The sequence below is a fragment of the Paenibacillus salivarius genome, from assembly GCF_051307165.1.
In the GTDB taxonomy this organism is placed as follows: domain Bacteria; phylum Bacillota; class Bacilli; order Paenibacillales; family Paenibacillaceae; genus Fontibacillus.
The window spans coordinates 3,798,974-3,816,110 of sequence record NZ_CP195592.1; the positions used below are offsets into that span (position 1 = coordinate 3,798,974).

Consider the following 17,137-nt stretch of genomic DNA (forward strand, 5'->3'; position numbering starts at 1 on the left):
TTAAAACGATTATAATGTAGTTTGAATCCATTATCTCATGTTTAGGAGGAGAATGAAATGACACAAGAACGTGCTAACGTGGCAACATTCAAAGGTAATCCCATCACCCTGATCGGACCGGAATTAAAAGTTGGCGATAACGCCCCAGATTTCCGCTTGAATAAAAACCTGCTTGAAGAAGCTACGCTGCAGGACTTTGCAGGCAAAATCAAACTCATCAGTGTCGTGCCTTCCCTCGACACGGGCGTCTGCGACGCGCAAACCCGCCGCTTCAACGAAGAAGCAGCCGGCCTTGGCGACGATGTCGTCATCCTGACAGTCAGCGCGGACCTGCCTTTCGCGCAAGCCCGCTGGTGCGGAGCCGCCGGCGTGGATCGCGTGGTAACGCTGTCCGACTATAAGGATAATTCCTTCGGTAAAGCATACGGCGTCCTGATCAAAGAATTCGCGCTCGACCATCGCGCCGTGTTTGTCGTCGATAAAGACAACAAAATCCGCTACATCGAAGTGTTGAAAGAAATGTCCGAGCATCCGGATTATGAAAAACCGGTGGCCGCGGTAAAAGAACTGCTTGCTTAAAAAGCGAAAAGCGAGTAAGGAGATGTCTCTCCTTGCTCGCTTTTTTTAAAAGATGATGTTTATTTCTTAATCAGGAACTGACTTTATAGGCCGCAAGCTTCTTATCAAGAACTGCGAAAATGTTCATGATGTTGCGATAGTTTGCGCCGAGGTCACCGAACGACCCGCGTGTCGCCGAATAAATATCAACCGCGCTACGCATCGGTCCGGTAGAAACGATCGAAACGGTGATATCCATCGTCCGCCCAAATCCGCTCCGTTTCTCCAGCGTGATTTCTCCGACGGAAGGCACTTCATGCAAAACCTTATAACCGGGAATCTTTTTCAAAGTAGACGAAACTTCCTCCCAGATTCTGTCTTTCGATAATTGATAATATCTCGTCTTCAATTCGGGTACTTTCGCACGGTCGCTGGTTCCTTCCTGACTGCGAAAAATACCGGTAAGCGTTCTCTTTAATGACAACCCGTTCTTCCTCCTTTATCCTCCAACCAAATTCGCTATCTATAGTTTATCATTGTTGATTCACAAACAAAAGCGAATACGTTTTCAAGCCGAAAAAAAAAGCGCCCTGAAGCTTGGAAGGTTTCCAAATTTCAGAGCGCCGATCATTTCTTAAAGAAAAGACCCGCCTATGCCGTCCGGTTACGCTGTCTCGAACCTGCTATAGCAGGTGGGTGACCGCAGCGACATTTTTGAAGTCCCCTCATCAACAGCGGATAGGGCCTTTCAGCCATGACGCAATGTAAGTCTCCCGAGACTTTGTCATTGGTTCAAAACAACATGGAACCGAAACGCACATCGCAGGACGTAAACCTATTATAGAACTTCATTAACCAAATGTAAACTTAGCGAACAAGGAAAATGTTTCCATTTCATTACGGACTCTGCCGTTTCTTCGGAATCATCCTATTCCTTGCCTGATCACATTTTTTAGTTCTTCGTTTTTTGATTACTTTTTCTCTTTTTCCGAAATTTCCGTATCTTCCGAATCCTCTTCCTCGTTCGACTCTTGTTCAGCCGCCCGCATCTTCTCCACTTTTTCCTGTACTTTATTGTATGCGCCATAGAAATTGAAGAAGGCCACGAGTGCCGTCAAGCTTGCGAAACCGAACAGAATCAGCCACGGGAAACGAAGCGTTAGGAACACGAGCACCCCCACGCAAATAACCGTGGATAGCACCCGGAACGGCTTAAGAATCGTCAGTAAAATTGCATTTTTAATAATTTGGGTGGTCTTCATGTAATAATGCGCAACCATGGAGAAAAAGTTGAACAAGGAAATCAGCAAAATCACCAGGAACACCAGCATCACGATCCCGATAAACTGGAGATTGTTGAATTCCTTCATATACACTTGATAGTCGACAACCATGACGACCGTCAGCAGTGTATAGAAAACTCCTCCGATCAAGCTCTGCTTGTAATTTTCCTTGTAACCCTTGATGTAGGTTTTAATAATCCCTACGTCCGCTTCGCCCATTACCCATTTACGCGTCACCGAAAACAGCGCCGCTGTTGCGGGAAACAGTGTAAACGGTGCCACAATCGCCATCAACCATAAATTCGTGATCAGGAAATCCTGGTTCAACTCTGGGGAAAGCAGCATCGTAAATGCAAAGAACAAAAATGGCGAGGAACAAAGGAGCCACAGCAGATTGCTGCCCGAGATCCTCATAATCCATTCCGTAATTTTATAAAAACCGCCCATTAATCCTTTTGATTCCAAGAAAAAATCTCCCTCCGCAATTGATAAGTTGTCTATGTTTAATACTATAGCATGTTTCCTGAACCACTATCCAGCGCCTATTTTACTCTTCCTCGGGTTAGCGTCTAGTCTGGGGCAACCTCCCCGCCATACTATATAACGTAAATTCATTCCATTCACTATTCAAAGGAGGTTATCTCATGTCCAACGTAGGCGGATATGGAGGTTTCTGGACTTCAACGGGAACGATTCTGGTATTGTTTATTTTACTTGTTATCGTCAGCCGTACGATCCTTTACTAAAGTTTCAATAAACAAAGAAGACGAGGAGATTCCTCGTCTTCTTTGTTGTTGACCATTAATTGTCGAACGAATTGTCTTCGCGTTTCGAAGGCCGGCGATCGCCGCCGCTATAGTTCGAAGAGCGCGGCTTACGGTCGGACGAACGGTAAGAATCACGTCCGCCGTCCTTGCTGTATCCGCCTTTGTTGCTGCCGTAACCGCCACGGCTTCCGCCATCGCGGTTATTGTCCCGACGATAGCCGCCGCCGCCGCCGCGATTGCCGTAACCCGACGGCTTGCGCCCGCTGGAGCGGATGTCCGGATTCCGGCGTTTAACGCGGATCGGTTCTTCCGGCGTCAGCTCGATGTTCGCTTTGTCGTTCTTTTCGCCGGTAATCAGCTTAAAGGCAGCTGCCAGCAGGTTTACCGAATCGTATTGTTCCAACAGTTGGATCGCGATGCCCTTGTATTCGCTCAGTTCGCCGGCTTCCACCAGCTCCAGGATGCGTTCCGCCGCGATGCGCTGTTTGCCTTCGATCGCCTCGGCGATGCTTGGCAGCGGTTTGCGGGCGATTTTATGGCGGGTAATCCGCTCAATGAAATGCAAGTGATCGATTTCCCGCGGCGTTACGAAGGAGTAAGCCGCCCCTTCCTTGCCCGCCCGGCCGGTACGGCCGATCCGGTGCACGTAGCTTTCAGGGTCTTGCGGCAGGTCGAAGTTTACGACATGAGTCACGCCGGAAACGTCCAGACCGCGCGCCGCCACGTCGGTAGCGACCAGCACATCGATGCTGCCGTCGCGGAATTTGCGCATGACGTTGTCACGCTGGTTCTGGGATAAATCCCCGTGCAATCCGTCGGCCGAATAGCCGCGTTTTTGCAAGGCTTCGGACAATTCATCCACGCGACGCTTCGTGCGTCCGAAAACGATGGCCAATTCCGGCGATTCCATGTCCAGCAAACGGGTCAAAGCATCGAATTTTTGGCGTTCATGAACTTCAATGTAAGCTTGATCGATCAATGGAGCGCTGACTTGTTTCGGAATCACGGACACGTGCTCCGGATTTTTCAGAAACTGTTGAGCCAGCTTTTGGATATTCGCAGGCATTGTAGCGGAAAATAACATTGTTTGGCGCTCTTCCGGAACGAGCTTCAGAATGGACTGAATGTCTTCCATGAAGCCCATGTCGAGCATTTCATCCGCTTCGTCAAGAACGACGGTTTGCACATCGTCAAGTTTGATCGTTTTCCGGTTGATGTGGTCAAGCAAACGGCCCGGAGTACCGATAATGATTTGAGGCTTCTTCTTCAAAGCGCGAATCTGGCGGACGATATCCTGGCCGCCGTAAATTGGAAGGGAACGCGTTCCTTTAAAACGGGCGAGTTTGCCGATCTCTTCGGCAACCTGGATAGCGAGCTCGCGTGTCGGGGTCATTATGAGCGCTACGATGCGGTCTTCTTCTTTCGGGATTTTGTTGATCAGCGGGAGACCGAATGCCGCCGTTTTGCCCGTACCTGTTTGGGCCTGTCCGATCAAGTCGCGCCCGGTGAGGGCGATCGGAATGGATTTGGATTGAATAGGTGTCGCTTCTTCAAAGCCGAGTTCGGTAATGGCTTGCAACACTTTAGGCTCTAGGCCGAAATCTGCAAATGTGTTCAAATTGTTCATACTCCTTCTATATAGTGGACATTCCACAATCTTGGCTGTATTCTTAAGTAGCATTCAAACGTTTATAGGCTTTCCAATCCGCCATAAAAATACATATCCGGATGGTACTTGGGAAATCTTGTGACGGCAAATACCGTTTAAAAATGGAAATGGATCCCTACTCAAGAATATCTCAAACATTATAGCACAATTCAATCCAAGAATACCAGCAAGCAGGTTGGGATACTCCCATTTTAGCGTGAGGTGAAAAAGTTTTGTTAAAGGAAATCAGGAACTGTATCGTCATCTTGATCGGAGCGGCCGCGATCGCCTCCGGATTCAACTTGTTCCTCGTTCCGCATCATCTGCTCAGCGGAGGCGTTTCAGGACTGGCCATGATTACCGGCTACTTCACGCCGCTCAGCATCAATATCATGTATCTGGCCTATAATGTGCCGATACTTATTGCAGGGTGGTTTTTGCTCGGAAAACGTTTCATCGGTTTAAGCATCCTGTCCGTTGCCGCGGTGACCTGGTTTATGGCGATCATCCCCGAGCAACCGATCGCTTCGGATACGCTTCTGTCAGCAGCCTTCGGCGGCGTGCTCGTAGGTCTGGGCAGCGGAATTTCATTCCGAACCGGGGGTTCGTCCGGGGGCTTTGATATTATAGGCTCGATCGTGACGCGTTACAGGGACTTTCCGATCGGAAACGTTATCGTCGGAATGAACGGTTTGGTCATTCTCGCGATGGGTTATTTGGAACGGGATTGGAATTTGGCGCTGGCTTCCATGGTCTCGATCTATATTGCCGGCAAGGTCGTTGACTATATCCATATCAGCCACCTTAAAGTGACGTTATTCATCGTAACCGACCGAACGGATGAACTGCTGGAGAAGCTCCTGTGCCGGCCCCGCGGGGTTACGAAGATGAAGACGCAGGGCGCTTTTTCCCATAAGGAAAGAGACATGCTCATGACCGTGACTACGCGGTATGAACTGGTCGAGGTCAGAGAAATCATTAAAGCGACGGATCCCGCTGCATTTGTGAACATTGTGGAAACCGTCGGCGTGATGGGTTCGTTCCGCAGGCGTTGACAGGTTCCGTTGCCGTTCCATTTCAGTTTGTTTATGGTATAATAACAGCAAGCGGTTCCGTTTTAAACTCCATAGATACAGCTTTACCTTTGTTTCACAGCACTTTAGCTTTTCCGATTTGGGAATGATTTCGGTAACGAATAATTCTTGGTGGAAAGGATGATGAATGTGGAAGCAGAAACGGTAAAACTGGAACAAATCGTCATGAAGTGGTTCCCTGACATGCTGCCTTTTTTCGATCAGAAGGAACTGGACTCCATGATCATCCTTCGCGATGGTCTGACCATCCTGGAACCGGAAGATGCGATGGAAATTATCCAATTCAGCATCTGCGAGCACCAAAACTCAGCATTTCTTCATTAAATGTGGCATACCGAAGGCCGTTACTCCGAAATGGAGATAACGGCCTTTTCGTTTCAACGTTTCGATTCCTGTTGATAAATATCTATGAATTGTGACAATGATGTTTATTTTGTAAATCGTCCATCAGATATAATCAAAGCGAACGCATACAAGGGAGAGGTTTTTAACATGATGAACATCTTATGGACAATGCTTGTTTTAGCTCTGGGAACGGCAGGCGGAGGGGCCTCGGGGAACGTTCCCGACAGCGGCGCATTACCTGCAGCCATGCAATCGGCCTACTACACTTATGCAACAGGGCAGCCCGTACTGCTCGACACCATGCTTGTAAACCCCGTAAAACAGGCGGAAGCCCCCAAGGTGAAAGGAATTTACGTCACCGCTTATAGCGCCGGAGGATCAAGGCTCGATTCATTGATCGACCTGGTGGATAAAACCGAGCTGAACTCCATGGTGATCGACATTAAAGACGATGCCGGATACATCACATACAAAACCGACAATCCCACCCTGCAGCAAATGGGCAAACCCCAAAATTTCATTGGCGATATCGACAAGCTGATGGCCCGGCTGGAGAAGCACGAAATTTACCCGATCGCCCGCATCGTTGTTTTTAAAGATACGGTGCTTGCAAAGAAAAATCCGGAATTGTCATTCCGGAAAGGCGACGGAAGCGTTTGGAGCAACAGTAAGGGCGACAGCTTCGTCAACCCGTACAGCAAGGAAGTATGGGATTATAATATCGAGGTTGCCAAGGAAGCCGCCAAGCAGGGATTCAAAGAAATTCAATTCGACTATGTCCGTTTCCCCGAAGGGTTCGAAAAGCGGGCCGACTCCTTAAAATATACGAAAAATGAATTAAGCCGGATCGAAACGGTAGCCGCCTTTGTGAAATACGCTCGCGAACAGCTGGAACCGCTCGGCATCCGCGTTTCGGTGGATATATTCGGCTATGCGGCTTCCGTACCCGCAGCCGAAGGCATCGGACAGGATTTCGTCAAAATTTCCGATCAGGTCGACATTATTTGTCCGATGATTTATCCGAGCCATTACACGACGGGCTGGTTCAACGCCAAGGATCCGGACAAGGCGCCTTACCAGACGATCAAGGGGGCGGTTAAGGATACGCTGGAGAAGCTGGAGCCGCTCGGCGACAAAAAGCCGATTATCCGACCATGGATCCAGGACTTTACGGCAAGCTGGCTCGGCAAAGGACATTATACGAAATACGGAAAACATGAGGTCGAAGAGCAAATTCGCGCACTTAACGAAATGAATATCGACGAGTACCTGCTGTGGAACGCAAACAACCGTTATACCGACGGGGTTGACTATTAAAAACAAGACGGGTATCATACTTTTTTATACAAATCCTAATAATGAATGATGACGAGACCCGGGCATTCGCCCGGGTCTCGGTACGATGAAACGGAGTTTGACGAAGATGAAAGAGACACAGACGTTAAAACAGAAGTACAAGCAATTTTTGATCATCCTGGTCCCGATTTTGATTACCCAGGTGACGATGTCCCTCATGACTTTTTTCGATACGATGATGTCGGGCCACGCGAGTCCCGCCGACTTGGCCGGAGCCGCGATCGGCTCCAGCATTTGGGTTCCGGTGCAAACCGGGCTTAGCGGAATTTTGATGGGCATTACCCCCATCGTTTCGCAATTGATCGGCGGTAATCAGCCCCAAAAAGTAGGATACCATGTGATGCAGGCGCTCTGGCTTGCTTTTGCCGTCGGCCTGGTCGTCCTGATTATTGGCGGAATCATCCTTTCCCCGCTTCTCGGCAGCATGGACCTTGAGCCTAAGGTACACCATGTGGCCTTCTACTTTTTGACGGCGTTGTCTACCGGCATTATTCCGCTGTTCGGATATATTGTCATCCGCTCGTTCATCGACGCGCTAGGCCAGACCAGAGTCTCCATGCTGATCACGCTGGTCTCTCTGCCGTTGAACGTCGGTGCCGGATATATCCTGATCTTCGGGAAGCTCGGCTTCCCCCGGCTCGGAGGCATCGGTTCGGGGATTGCGACCGCCTTCACCTATTGGTGCATTTTTCTGCTGGCCCTCTTGATTATTAACAAAATGGAGCCGTTTAGGGGATATGGCGTTTTCCGCAAATTACACCGGGTTTCACTCGCCAAGTGGAAAGAACTGATGAAAATCGGGGTACCGATCGGATTTGCGATTTTTTTCGAAACCGCGGTATTCGCTGCCGTCACGCTTTTGATGAGCCGGTTCGATACGCTCACGATCGCCGCGCATCAGGCCGCGAACAACTTTGCTTCGACGCTGTACATGATACCGCTCAGCATTTGCTTGGCCATGACCATCCTTGTCGGCTTCGAAGTCGGCGCCGGCCGGATGAAGGATGCCCGACAGTACGGGAAAATCGGCGTCGGTACGGCCGTGGCTCTCTCCCTGTTTACCGCCGTCATTCTGATGCTGTTCCGCCGGGGTGTTGCCGGTCTTTATTCCGGCGAGGAAGACGTGATTGCGCTGACCGCACACTTCCTGATTTATGCGATCTTTTTTCAGATTTCAGACGCCATCGCCACACCGGTGCAAGGCGTGCTGCGGGGTTACAAGGACGTCAATCCGGGATTTTGGATTTCCCTGCTCGCTTATTGGATCATCGGGCTTCCGCTCGGTTACTTCCTGGCCAACTTTACCGGTCAGGGACCGTACGGTTATTGGGTCGGTTTAATTACCGGGCTGGGTGTGGCTGCCGTGCTGCTTCTGCGGAGGTTGTTCGTCATTCAAAGGCGAATGGAAAAAAATCAGCAGCCATCTTGACCTTATTAAAAAAGCCGCTCCCCTTATCGTCATTCGTTAGAGATTGACGGCAAGGGAACGGCTCTTTTTGTATTTATTTTGATTTATTATTATTGCGACAAGCGCGATGCCAGTTCATACAATTCCATATCGAACTGTTTCTTGGTCGCTACGACCTTCTCGATATCGGTCAGTACCATTTCTCCGCCGATCATGCCGCAGGCTTTGTTCGACTCGCCGGCAATCAGGCTGCGAACGGCAAAATCGCCCAAACGGCTGGCCAGGTTGCGGTCGAACGGCGTTGGCGACCCGCCGCGTTGAATATGTCCAAGCACGGTTGCGCGAGGCTCCAGGGACGGCTGGCGCTTTTTGATCGCCTCAACCACTTCTTCGCCCTTTCCTACGCCTTCGGCAACGATAACGATACTGTGTCTCTTACCGTTGTCGAAGTTTTGTCTCATCCGGTCGGCGACTTCATTCAAATCGAACGGCACTTCCGGTACCAGAATCGTTTCCGCTCCGGCGGCAAGACCCGCATGCAAGGCGATATCCCCGGCATGACGCCCCATGACTTCCACGACAGACGCGCGTTCATGGGAAGACATCGTGTCACGCAATTTGTTGACCGCATCCACTACGATGCCCACGGCTGTATCGAAACCGATCGTGTAGTCCGTAAACGAAATATCGTTATCGATCGTTCCCGGCAGGCCCATCGTTTTGATGCCCAGTTTGCTGAGCTTCTCGGCACCTTGGTAAGATCCGTCCCCGCCGATAACGACCAGGCCGTCGATCCCGCGATCGCGCAAAATTTGCGCTCCCTTGGCTTGCCCTTCCGGGGTCTTAAACTCCAGGCAGCGGGCCGATTGGAGAATCGTTCCCCCGCGTTGGATAATATCGCCGACGCTGCGGATATCCATCGAAAAGATATCGTTGTTGAGCAATCCCTGGTACCCGCGCTGGATGCCGTATACCTCAAGACCGTAAAACAGACCGCTCCGGACAACGGCGCGTACAGCCGCGTTCATGCCTTGAGAATCTCCACCACTGGTAAGAATTGCGATTTTTTTCACTGCTGACATGATGATTCCTCCTAAAGGTTATTAAAGATGTTGTTTCCGGATCCAAAGGCTGTTGGCGAAGAAGAAGATCCTCATCAAAGGACTCCTTCTCATGAGCTGCTTGGACACATCGCGGATTTCCCGCTGCTCGCTGACTTTCGGATCCGATAAGTATAGCGCAAGCAACCCCTCGATGATCATCCGGTGAAACGAAGAAGCGGGAAGCCGCTTGATGTCCTCGCGTGCTCCTTCCACGATAAAAGCGATCCGTCCAAGCATCGTTTCCTTGTTCTCATAGTAACTGCAAAAATTCAAATCTCCGCCGGCCTCATCCTCCGCTTGATCGATCAAATAATCAAGCATGATATGTAGTCCGCAAACATGCGGAAAATAGGCGTCCCGGATGATTTCCGCGCTCCGGCTGTCCAAATCCGGGTGGCTTGCCGCCAAAAAAAGCATGAATACGCCCAGCGTAGATCCGGTAGCCGCGGCGAATTCATTCCATCGCAGCTGCGGGGTCCGATGCTTATGGCGCTCCCACCAGCCAAGCAATGCCTCTTCCCGGAGTTTCGGGTCAATATGCTTGTACACCTGCAAATCGGCATACAATCCTACGAGATCCGAAATGAAAGGCCTCGCTGCAGAATAACCCGGAAGCTTGGCGATATTGTCCCGGCACGTCTGCACCAGATGATGAAGATAGCCTCCATCGTCGTTCTCTTCGCGCAGCGCGTAATAGTCGGCCAGCTCGGCGTCCGGATTGACCGCATCCAGCATGCTTTGATGAAGCAAGCGGAAATCGTTTGCGTCCAACGAAGTACTGCGATCACACAAGTTATCCAAATAGTCGCTGATCGTCTGAAATGCGACGATCAGCGGAATGAGTACGTCCCGCCGGCCCAGATTGGCCGCGGCGTAAACCGATCCGCCCTGACAATGGAATTCTTTGGCCTGTATGCTGGCAAGCGCTTGTCTTCTAAGCTCAGGATCGGGAATGTTCCCCGCCTCCTGCCTCCAGCCATCCAGTTCCCTTCGGACCTCGGGCAAAATGAACTTATAGACACGGCTCATCAACCGTATCGGTTCCTTCGGAAACTGGTTTCGGCTCTGCTCAAGTTCAATCAATGGCCTGCCTCCACCTATTGCTAAAAATCGCATTATTAAAAAATCATTCTATATTATAATATGATCCAACTTTTTGCACAAATAAACAAAATCACAGACGACTAAAGTCCCTTACAGATGTCTTTTTTCGCTGGCGGAAGGTTCATCCTGAACGGTACGGTACCAGATGTGAAGATCATTGATCCGGCTCGCCAGCTCCGCGATATCCCCGTTTATGGCACAGCTCTTTTCAAAATCGGATTCTTCGTTCATCCGGTGCAGCTTCGTTTCGATCTCCCGTTCCAATTGCTTCACCTTTGTCGGGATCCGGCCCCGGATATCCTCCCAGATTCGGATCATCTCCAGACGCTCGCCAAGCTGATAATCATCGAAAGGGCGATCGAGCGACGGAACTTGAATATCGAGCCTTTCATCGTATACAAAGCAAGGGTGGTTCATATGGCTTCGTCCTCCAAAAATAAAGGCTTGGCGCCCTTCTAGGCTTCCCGGCCTTTTCTGCGTCATAATACACAGAAGCGCCGCAGATTCTGAATTCTTTTTCCTGATATTATGCTATACTTATGTCTATTCATCGGTCAAAAGACAATTGAGACCCTAACTACATTTCGGAACGGAGTTTGCGATATCTTATGAAGTCCAATTCGGCGGCCCAGTCGGAATTACCTTGGCTGCGAGCCTTTACCTTTACCATATTCGGCACGAGTGTGCTGGTATCCTCTTACTTTCCTCTTTTTTATGCCCAGCTCGGATTTTCAAGCAGCCAGATCGGACTTTTGTACGCCCTCGGGCCGATGATTTCCCTGGTGGCGAACCTGATGTGGAGCATTGCGAGCGACAAGTACCGGACGATAAAAAAAATTATGCTATTGCTGCTGATCGGGCAAATCGTCATGAGCAGCATCCTGTCCGTGTCCACCCAATTTTCGGCCATTATCCTGGTCATTACGATCTTCTACTTTTTTTATTACCCGGTGTTTCCGCTGTCCGACACGATTGCGATCAACGCCGCCAAGAGATATAACAAAAATTTTATCACCGTGCGGATTTTCGGATCGATCGGTTATGCGTTTTTCGCCCTGACGATCGGGTATGTCCTGTCTATGCTCGGTTCTTCGCGGACGATGTGGGTCACGATTGCGATCGCCGCCTTTGCGCTGCTTATCACCTTGTTCATCAAGGACCAGGCCAGCCCGGTCGCCAAAATGGATATGTCGGGGATTTGGGGCATCTTGAAGCAGAAGGAGCTGCTCTGGTTTTTCGGCTGCGTCTTCTCCCTGGCCATCGCGGTTCGGATGAACGACGCTTTCCTGACCGTTACGCTCAACGATCTCGGCGCCAGCGAAAACATCATCGGCTGGGCCCAGTTGGCCTCCTCGGTATCGGAAATTCCGATCTTCCTATTGCTAAGCCTTTATGGGGAAAAAATCAAGGAGCTGCCGCTGCTCGTTTTCGCCAGTTTGGTGTTCGGCGTCCGCTTCCTCCTGGTGGGCATCGCCGACTCGGCCGCTTCGATCATCGCGATCCAGCTGTTGCACAGCTTATCCTTCGGCATCTTCTATGTGACCGCGATCCGCATGCTTACCCGGCTAATCCCGGACCAGTACCGCGCGACGGGCATGGCCCTGTTTACTATCGTCTGGTCCAGCGTTGCGGGCATGCTCAGCGGTACGTTGGGCGGCGTCGTATTTGAGCGGTTCGGCAGAACCAACTTTTATTTCGTCGCAATGGCGTTCGCGTTTCTTGCCTGCATCGGCTTTGCCAGCCGTTATCTATACCAAGGCCCGCGCGTGCAACCGCAACCGGTGGTCGCGGGCCATGGAGAAAATACAACCGTCACCGAGGAATCGGTTAGCTAATCAAACAAAGCGGGTGCTGGGAACAGCGCCCTTTTTTTTATAAACGCGATGCATTATTTAACTCCCAGTTTAGTTATTCGAATTCCTCTTCTCATAAACCACCGGCGTATTTCACAAGCTCGGCGATCCCTTGAAACTGCTTTTTCAGACGCTCGTCCAGCTTCTCCAAGGCCAATTGAAAGGACCTCTCTATCTTTGCATAGTCTTGTGATTCAAGCTCCTTCAGAAGCTGCTTCATATTATCGATATAGTACACGGTTTTCCGCAAACTGCTGATCAGGATGATCTTTTTTAATTCCGCCCGGGTAAACACCCGATAGCCGTTAACTTGGTTTCTCCCCGAAACGATTAATCCCTCCTGCTCCCAATGCCATTCCGAGCCCGGGCACTCAAAATCGACCATCCATTCCTCATCCGCCGTTTGCCGCACCAAATGACCCATATCCGGATCCTGCTCCGCCAATAGCGCTCCTTTATAGGTAAGTTTAGCGACGATTCTTAGAGGACCTTGATGCAGTTTTGGTTCCGGTTTCGGATTCGGGTTTGCCAGCCGAATTTTTCGCTCCCCTTTTCCATCATATCCGAAGGCGGGAGCCGGAATTTTTCGCGGCTCTTCAAACCGGTCCACGCGAAACGTCCTCGTCTCCCCGTGCTGCACCGAATAAGCCTCGCAGTACCAAAACCCGTGCGCCGCGTAGACCCTGGACGGCCGTAGATCCAACTCGCGCCGGTATTTTTGCGAGCGGTAGGCGGCCCTTACCCAAGCGCCCTCCGCCGCATAATTCATCAGCGCTTGCAGATGCGGAGTTTCCGCACGGCGGTCGGGCACCTCGAGCCCGATATGCGCCAGAAGCGGCTCCACTTGCTCCATGGTCTGCCTCGGCAATACGGACCGGATCTTGTCCGTGGCCGTCCACCTTGCTTCCCGAAACGGGCCGTCGCTATATTTGGCCATTCCGTCGAGCGCCATGAGCAAGGTCAGCGCCTCCTCGGCGGTAAGCTGCAACGGTGGAAGATGGTAACCTTCCATGAGCCGGTATCCTCCGCCCGGGCCGGAAACGGCAACCAGCGGAACGCCCAGCTCCGACAATGCCTGCACGTCACGCAGCACGGTCCGTTTCGATACCTCCAGTTTGTCCGCCAAGGACTGCGCCGTTTCAGCCCGCTGCTGAAGCGCCATAACGATCGCCATCATCCGGTCCATTCGCTTCATACGACTAATCCTCCCGGTCAATTTCACCTTATCATGTCATTGGTGACAACAGCTTGTCACCGATTTTTACTTTTTCTCCGCTTCATCCCCGTTTACCTTTATTGCTACCTTCCCCTTTGCTGCTGCCTTGATTGGAAAATATCCAATGATGAGTTCCGGAGTCGGATGAAATCCGCACCTTGATTGGATATTTTCCAATAAAAAATCCCCGAAACCATCCTTTCACGGGGTTCAGGGGCATTTTGGTTGGATATTTCCCAATGAAGCTTTAGTCCATAAGCCATTTTGCCAACTTTGGGTGGATTTTCTCCAATCACGCGAAGCAAGCCTAAAAAGCATACAAAAAAACACAGCCCATAAAGAGCTGTGTTCTTCATTATCGTGCTTGGAACCAAACTTTATAAGTGATCCGGTCGCCCGGAAGTGATCTTATAATTTGATTACGTTAGCAGCTTGAGGACCACGGTTGCCGTCAGTGATTTCGAACTCAACAGCTTGGCCTTCTTCTAGAGTTTTGAAACCTTCGCCTTGAATCGCGGAGAAATGTACGAATACGTCCTCGCCGCCTTCAACTTGGATAAAGCCATAGCCTTTTTCTGCGTTAAACCATTTAACTGTACCTTTCAAATGAACAACCTCCTAAAAATAATCGTCATCATTGACGAATAACCATATTATACTCTATGCCCCAGCACAATGCAACGTGTCATTTTGCCCTTAAATAATTTGCTTTCGGGCAGGGGCTGAGTTATCATTTTACATACAAATATTTCATTAAAAATGTAGTTCAAAAAGCCATCGGGCCCTCCGGTGCTCACGTAGGTGCTGCCTACGCTCCGCCCTTTGCGTCCCGTCTTCATCCGACCTCTTCGGTGCTGAAAACCTGACTTTTTGAACACTCATCTAAAATGTATCCAAGATCGGAGCCGTTCCTATGATCAAAAAACACGAAATATACAAAAAAGACAAATGGAATATGATGACTGTCGAAGTTCAAGGCAAATACATCATTCTCCGGGAAATTTCCGACCAGTGGGGCGAAGAATCGCACACATTCCTCAGCCGGCCGGCCTTGATGCAGTGGGTGCAGAACCGTTTTCCGAAAGAGGATTTCGCCGGCAAGGAAGAAGAATGGCACGACATCATGAACGCCTTCAAACAGGTCTGAAACCGACGGATTTACCGTCATCGCATCATAATATGTAAGAAATGGAGTCAAGTTCATGGATAGTTCAAGCCTGCTCATTTTTATCATTTGCGCGTTTGCGCTGGGGGTCGTCCTAATTTTAAGCAAAAACAACATTCCCTCGAAGCTCAGACGCGGCTTTGCCATCACCGCCCTTGTTATGGTAGCGGTTGCTTTTCTTTTGCTGGTTTATTATCTTTTCAATTTGGGAAGGTGAAGTAAATAACGCCGGAGGCGGCGGGCATACTGGAAAGATGTCTCTGCATTTCAAACGGGAGGTTGAAGATCCAGTATGTTGAAGACCCGCCTGATTCCCATGTTGCTTGCATCCTGCATATTGATTACCGCCGTACCGGGCTCAGGGCCCGCCGCTATGGCATCCGATTCGACCAAACCCAATCAAAGGAGGATTCCGATGAGCACATTACCTAAGCGCTCCGAAGTGAAAACCGAAAACACATGGAAACTGGAGGACATCTTCCCCGATCAGCAAGCCTGGGACAAATCGTTCGGCGAGCTGAAGGAGCTCAAGAGCAAGGTATCCGAATACGAAGGCAAGCTCGACAGCCCGGAGAACGTGAAGTCGATTTTCGAACTGGAGGACGAGATATCGCAGAAGCTGGAGCAGCTTTATGTGTACGCCCATCTCAACCATGACCAGGACACCACGAACCCTACATATCAGGCCCTCACTCAAAAAGCCAAAAAGCTGAATGTAGAAATCGGCGAGGCGCTGTCTTTTATTACCCCGGAAATTTTATCCCTGCCGGAAACCGAGCTTGACGCGTTGATCGACAATCCGTCCCTGGCGGACTATAAGTTCACGCTTCAGGAAATCAAGCGGGAGAAAGCGCATGTACTCAGCAAAACTGAGGAAGCCCTGCTCGCTCAAGTCGGCAACTTGTCCCAAGCGCCGCAGCATATTTTTGGCATGATCAATAACGCGGATCTTAAATTTCCGAAGATCGAGGACGAGAACGGCAAAGAAGTGGAACTGACCCATGGCAGCTACATTCAATTCCTTGAAAGTCCGAACCGCGATGTTCGCCGCCGGGCATTCAAAGCGGTATACGAAACATACGGAAAACAGAAAAATACGATCGCGGCCACCCTCAGTGCCAACGTGAACAAGAACATGTTCTATTCCAAAGTTCGCAAATACCCTTCCGTTCTGGAAATGTCCCTCTACGGCGACAACATTCCGAAAGAAGTGTACACGAATTTGATCGACACGGTCCACGAAAGCCTGCCGCTCCTTCATCGTTACATGAAGCTGCGCAAAAAGCTGCTCGGCGTGGATGAACTGCATATGTACGATCTGTTCGCCCCGCTGGTGGAAGAATACAAGTGGGACATCACCTATGATGAAGCGAAAAAAATGGTCGAGGACGGCCTCAAGCCGCTCGGGGAAAATTATCTGAACGTGCTGCGCGAAGGCTTCAATAACCGCTGGATCGACGTGTACGAGAACGAAGGTAAGCGGACCGGCGCTTACAGCTGGGGTGCCTACGGTACGCATCCGTACGTGCTGCTGAACCATAAAGACAATTTGAACAGCATGTTCACCCTGGCTCATGAAATGGGCCATGCGCTGCATTCCTATTTCTCGGACGAAGCCTTGAAATACCGCGATGCGCAGTACACCATCTTCCTGGCCGAGGTTGCTTCCACGACGAATGAGGCGCTGCTCATGGATTATTTGCTTAAGCATTCGACCGATCCGAAGCAAAAAATGTACCTGCTTACCTATTATGCCGATCAATTCCGGACGACGCTGTTCCGTCAGACGATGTTCGCCGAGTTCGAGAAAATCATTCACGAGCGTGCCGAGTCGGGCGAATCGCTGACTCCGCAGGAGCTGTCCTCCATCTATTACGACCTCAACGTGAAATATCACGGCAAGGAGATGAAGGTGGATCAGGATATCGAAATGGAATGGGCGCGCATTCCCCATTTCTATACGAGCTTTTACGTTTACAAATACGCCACCGGGTTTTCGGCGGCCACCAGCTTCTCGAAGCAGATTTTGGAAGAAGGCCAGCCGGCGGTCGACCGTTATCTCGGCTTCCTGAGAAGCGGCGGAAGCGACTATTCCATCAACATTTTAAGCAAGGCCGGCGTAGACATGTCCACGCCTCAGCCGATCCGCGAAGCGATGAGCGTATTCGAGAATATCATTGAACAAATGGAGAATTTGACGAAATAAAACCGGTGTTTGTCCTTGAATCCCTTGCTCC

At 50.3% G+C, this 17,137-nt stretch carries 18 protein-coding genes and 1 other RNA gene; 10 read left to right on the forward strand and 9 right to left on the reverse strand.

Translation table 11 applies throughout. From position 1 onward, the window contains the following. Positions 1-57 precede the first annotated feature (57 nt). The gene (gene tpx, locus ACSFXJ_RS17510; RefSeq protein ID WP_435921693.1) at positions 58-579 is read left to right on the forward strand and encodes a thiol peroxidase; all 522 of its coding nucleotides are present in this window, start codon (positions 58-60) and stop codon (positions 577-579) included. A gap of 70 nt (positions 580-649) precedes the next feature. On the opposite strand, the gene ACSFXJ_RS17515 is transcribed toward tpx, so the two are convergent. From ACSFXJ_RS17515 to ACSFXJ_RS17525, 3 genes are all read right to left on the reverse strand, one after another. Beyond that, positions 650-1,042, reverse strand: coding sequence for a DUF1499 domain-containing protein (locus tag ACSFXJ_RS17515; protein ID WP_435921695.1), 393 nt, complete (start codon positions 1,040-1,042; stop codon positions 650-652). Positions 1,043-1,198: 156 nt separating this feature from the next. Then, positions 1,199-1,390: non-coding RNA, 6S RNA (gene ssrS, locus ACSFXJ_RS17520), on the reverse strand. A gap of 139 nt (positions 1,391-1,529) precedes the next feature. After that, entirely contained in the window at positions 1,530-2,306 is a 777-nt protein-coding gene (locus ACSFXJ_RS17525) for a YesL family protein (protein ID WP_435921696.1), read from the reverse strand. Between the two features lie 179 nt (positions 2,307-2,485). Between ACSFXJ_RS17525 and ACSFXJ_RS17530 the strand changes: the two genes are divergently transcribed. Further along, positions 2,486-2,587: a sporulation protein YjcZ gene (locus tag ACSFXJ_RS17530; protein WP_435921698.1), complete on the forward strand. Its 102-nt coding sequence runs from the start codon at positions 2,486-2,488 to the stop codon at positions 2,585-2,587. 55 nt (positions 2,588-2,642) lie between these two features. Here the strand turns inward: ACSFXJ_RS17530 and ACSFXJ_RS17535 are convergent, their stop codons facing one another. Next, positions 2,643-4,226 carry a DEAD/DEAH box helicase gene (locus tag ACSFXJ_RS17535; RefSeq protein ID WP_435921700.1) on the reverse strand — a complete coding sequence of 528 codons (1,584 nt, stop codon included), beginning with the start codon at positions 4,224-4,226 and terminating at the stop codon, positions 2,643-2,645. A 263-nt stretch (positions 4,227-4,489) separates the two neighbouring features. Here ACSFXJ_RS17535 and ACSFXJ_RS17540 point away from each other — a divergent pair, with 263 nt between their 5' ends. The 4 genes from ACSFXJ_RS17540 (at position 4,490) to ACSFXJ_RS17555 (ending at position 8,480) form a co-directional block, all read left to right on the forward strand. Continuing rightward, positions 4,490-5,311: a YitT family protein gene (locus ACSFXJ_RS17540; RefSeq protein ID WP_435921702.1), complete on the forward strand. Its 822-nt coding sequence runs from the start codon at positions 4,490-4,492 to the stop codon at positions 5,309-5,311. Positions 5,312-5,470: 159 nt separating this feature from the next. Next, a complete protein-coding gene (locus ACSFXJ_RS17545) occupies positions 5,471-5,674 on the forward strand; it encodes a hypothetical protein (RefSeq protein WP_435921704.1) in 204 nt (67 codons plus the stop codon). A gap of 171 nt (positions 5,675-5,845) precedes the next feature. Further along, entirely contained in the window at positions 5,846-7,012 is a 1,167-nt protein-coding gene (locus ACSFXJ_RS17550; protein WP_435925794.1) for a putative glycoside hydrolase, read from the forward strand. A gap of 106 nt (positions 7,013-7,118) precedes the next feature. Then, the gene (locus ACSFXJ_RS17555) at positions 7,119-8,480 is read left to right on the forward strand and encodes an MATE family efflux transporter (protein WP_435921706.1); all 1,362 of its coding nucleotides are present in this window, start codon (positions 7,119-7,121) and stop codon (positions 8,478-8,480) included. Between the two features lie 89 nt (positions 8,481-8,569). On the opposite strand, the gene pfkA is transcribed toward ACSFXJ_RS17555, so the two are convergent. From pfkA to ACSFXJ_RS17570, 3 genes are all read right to left on the reverse strand, one after another. Then, positions 8,570-9,541, reverse strand: coding sequence for a 6-phosphofructokinase (gene pfkA, locus ACSFXJ_RS17560; RefSeq protein ID WP_435921708.1), 972 nt, complete (start codon positions 9,539-9,541; stop codon positions 8,570-8,572). A 21-nt stretch (positions 9,542-9,562) separates the two neighbouring features. Then, positions 9,563-10,645 carry a tetraprenyl-beta-curcumene synthase family protein gene (locus ACSFXJ_RS17565; RefSeq protein ID WP_435921709.1) on the reverse strand — a complete coding sequence of 361 codons (1,083 nt, stop codon included), beginning with the start codon at positions 10,643-10,645 and terminating at the stop codon, positions 9,563-9,565. 111 nt (positions 10,646-10,756) lie between these two features. Continuing rightward, the gene (locus ACSFXJ_RS17570; protein WP_435921711.1) at positions 10,757-11,083 is read right to left on the reverse strand and encodes a hypothetical protein; all 327 of its coding nucleotides are present in this window, start codon (positions 11,081-11,083) and stop codon (positions 10,757-10,759) included. Positions 11,084-11,274: 191 nt separating this feature from the next. Here ACSFXJ_RS17570 and ACSFXJ_RS17575 point away from each other — a divergent pair, with 191 nt between their 5' ends. Beyond that, complete coding sequence (locus ACSFXJ_RS17575) at positions 11,275-12,501, forward strand: MFS transporter (protein ID WP_435921713.1); 1,227 nt, start codon at positions 11,275-11,277, stop codon at positions 12,499-12,501. A gap of 91 nt (positions 12,502-12,592) precedes the next feature. Here ACSFXJ_RS17575 and ACSFXJ_RS17580 read toward each other — a convergent pair whose 3' ends face one another. Beyond that, on the reverse strand, positions 12,593-13,714 hold the full coding sequence (locus ACSFXJ_RS17580) for an HTH domain-containing protein (RefSeq protein WP_435921715.1): 1,122 nt from the start codon (positions 13,712-13,714) through the stop codon (positions 12,593-12,595). Positions 13,715-14,143: 429 nt separating this feature from the next. Then, positions 14,144-14,341 carry a cold shock domain-containing protein gene (locus ACSFXJ_RS17585; RefSeq protein ID WP_009222768.1) on the reverse strand — a complete coding sequence of 66 codons (198 nt, stop codon included), beginning with the start codon at positions 14,339-14,341 and terminating at the stop codon, positions 14,144-14,146. Positions 14,342-14,648: 307 nt separating this feature from the next. On the opposite strand from ACSFXJ_RS17585, the gene ACSFXJ_RS17590 reads away from it, so the two are divergent. The 3 genes from ACSFXJ_RS17590 (at position 14,649) to pepF (ending at position 17,106) form a co-directional block, all read left to right on the forward strand. Next, entirely contained in the window at positions 14,649-14,882 is a 234-nt protein-coding gene (locus ACSFXJ_RS17590; protein ID WP_435921717.1) for a hypothetical protein, read from the forward strand. Positions 14,883-14,937: 55 nt separating this feature from the next. Continuing rightward, positions 14,938-15,117, forward strand: a complete 180-nt coding sequence (locus ACSFXJ_RS17595; protein WP_435921718.1) for a hypothetical protein — start codon at positions 14,938-14,940, stop codon at positions 15,115-15,117. A gap of 198 nt (positions 15,118-15,315) precedes the next feature. Then, the gene (gene pepF, locus ACSFXJ_RS17600; RefSeq protein ID WP_435921719.1) at positions 15,316-17,106 is read left to right on the forward strand and encodes an oligoendopeptidase F; all 1,791 of its coding nucleotides are present in this window, start codon (positions 15,316-15,318) and stop codon (positions 17,104-17,106) included. Positions 17,107-17,137 lie beyond the last annotated feature (31 nt).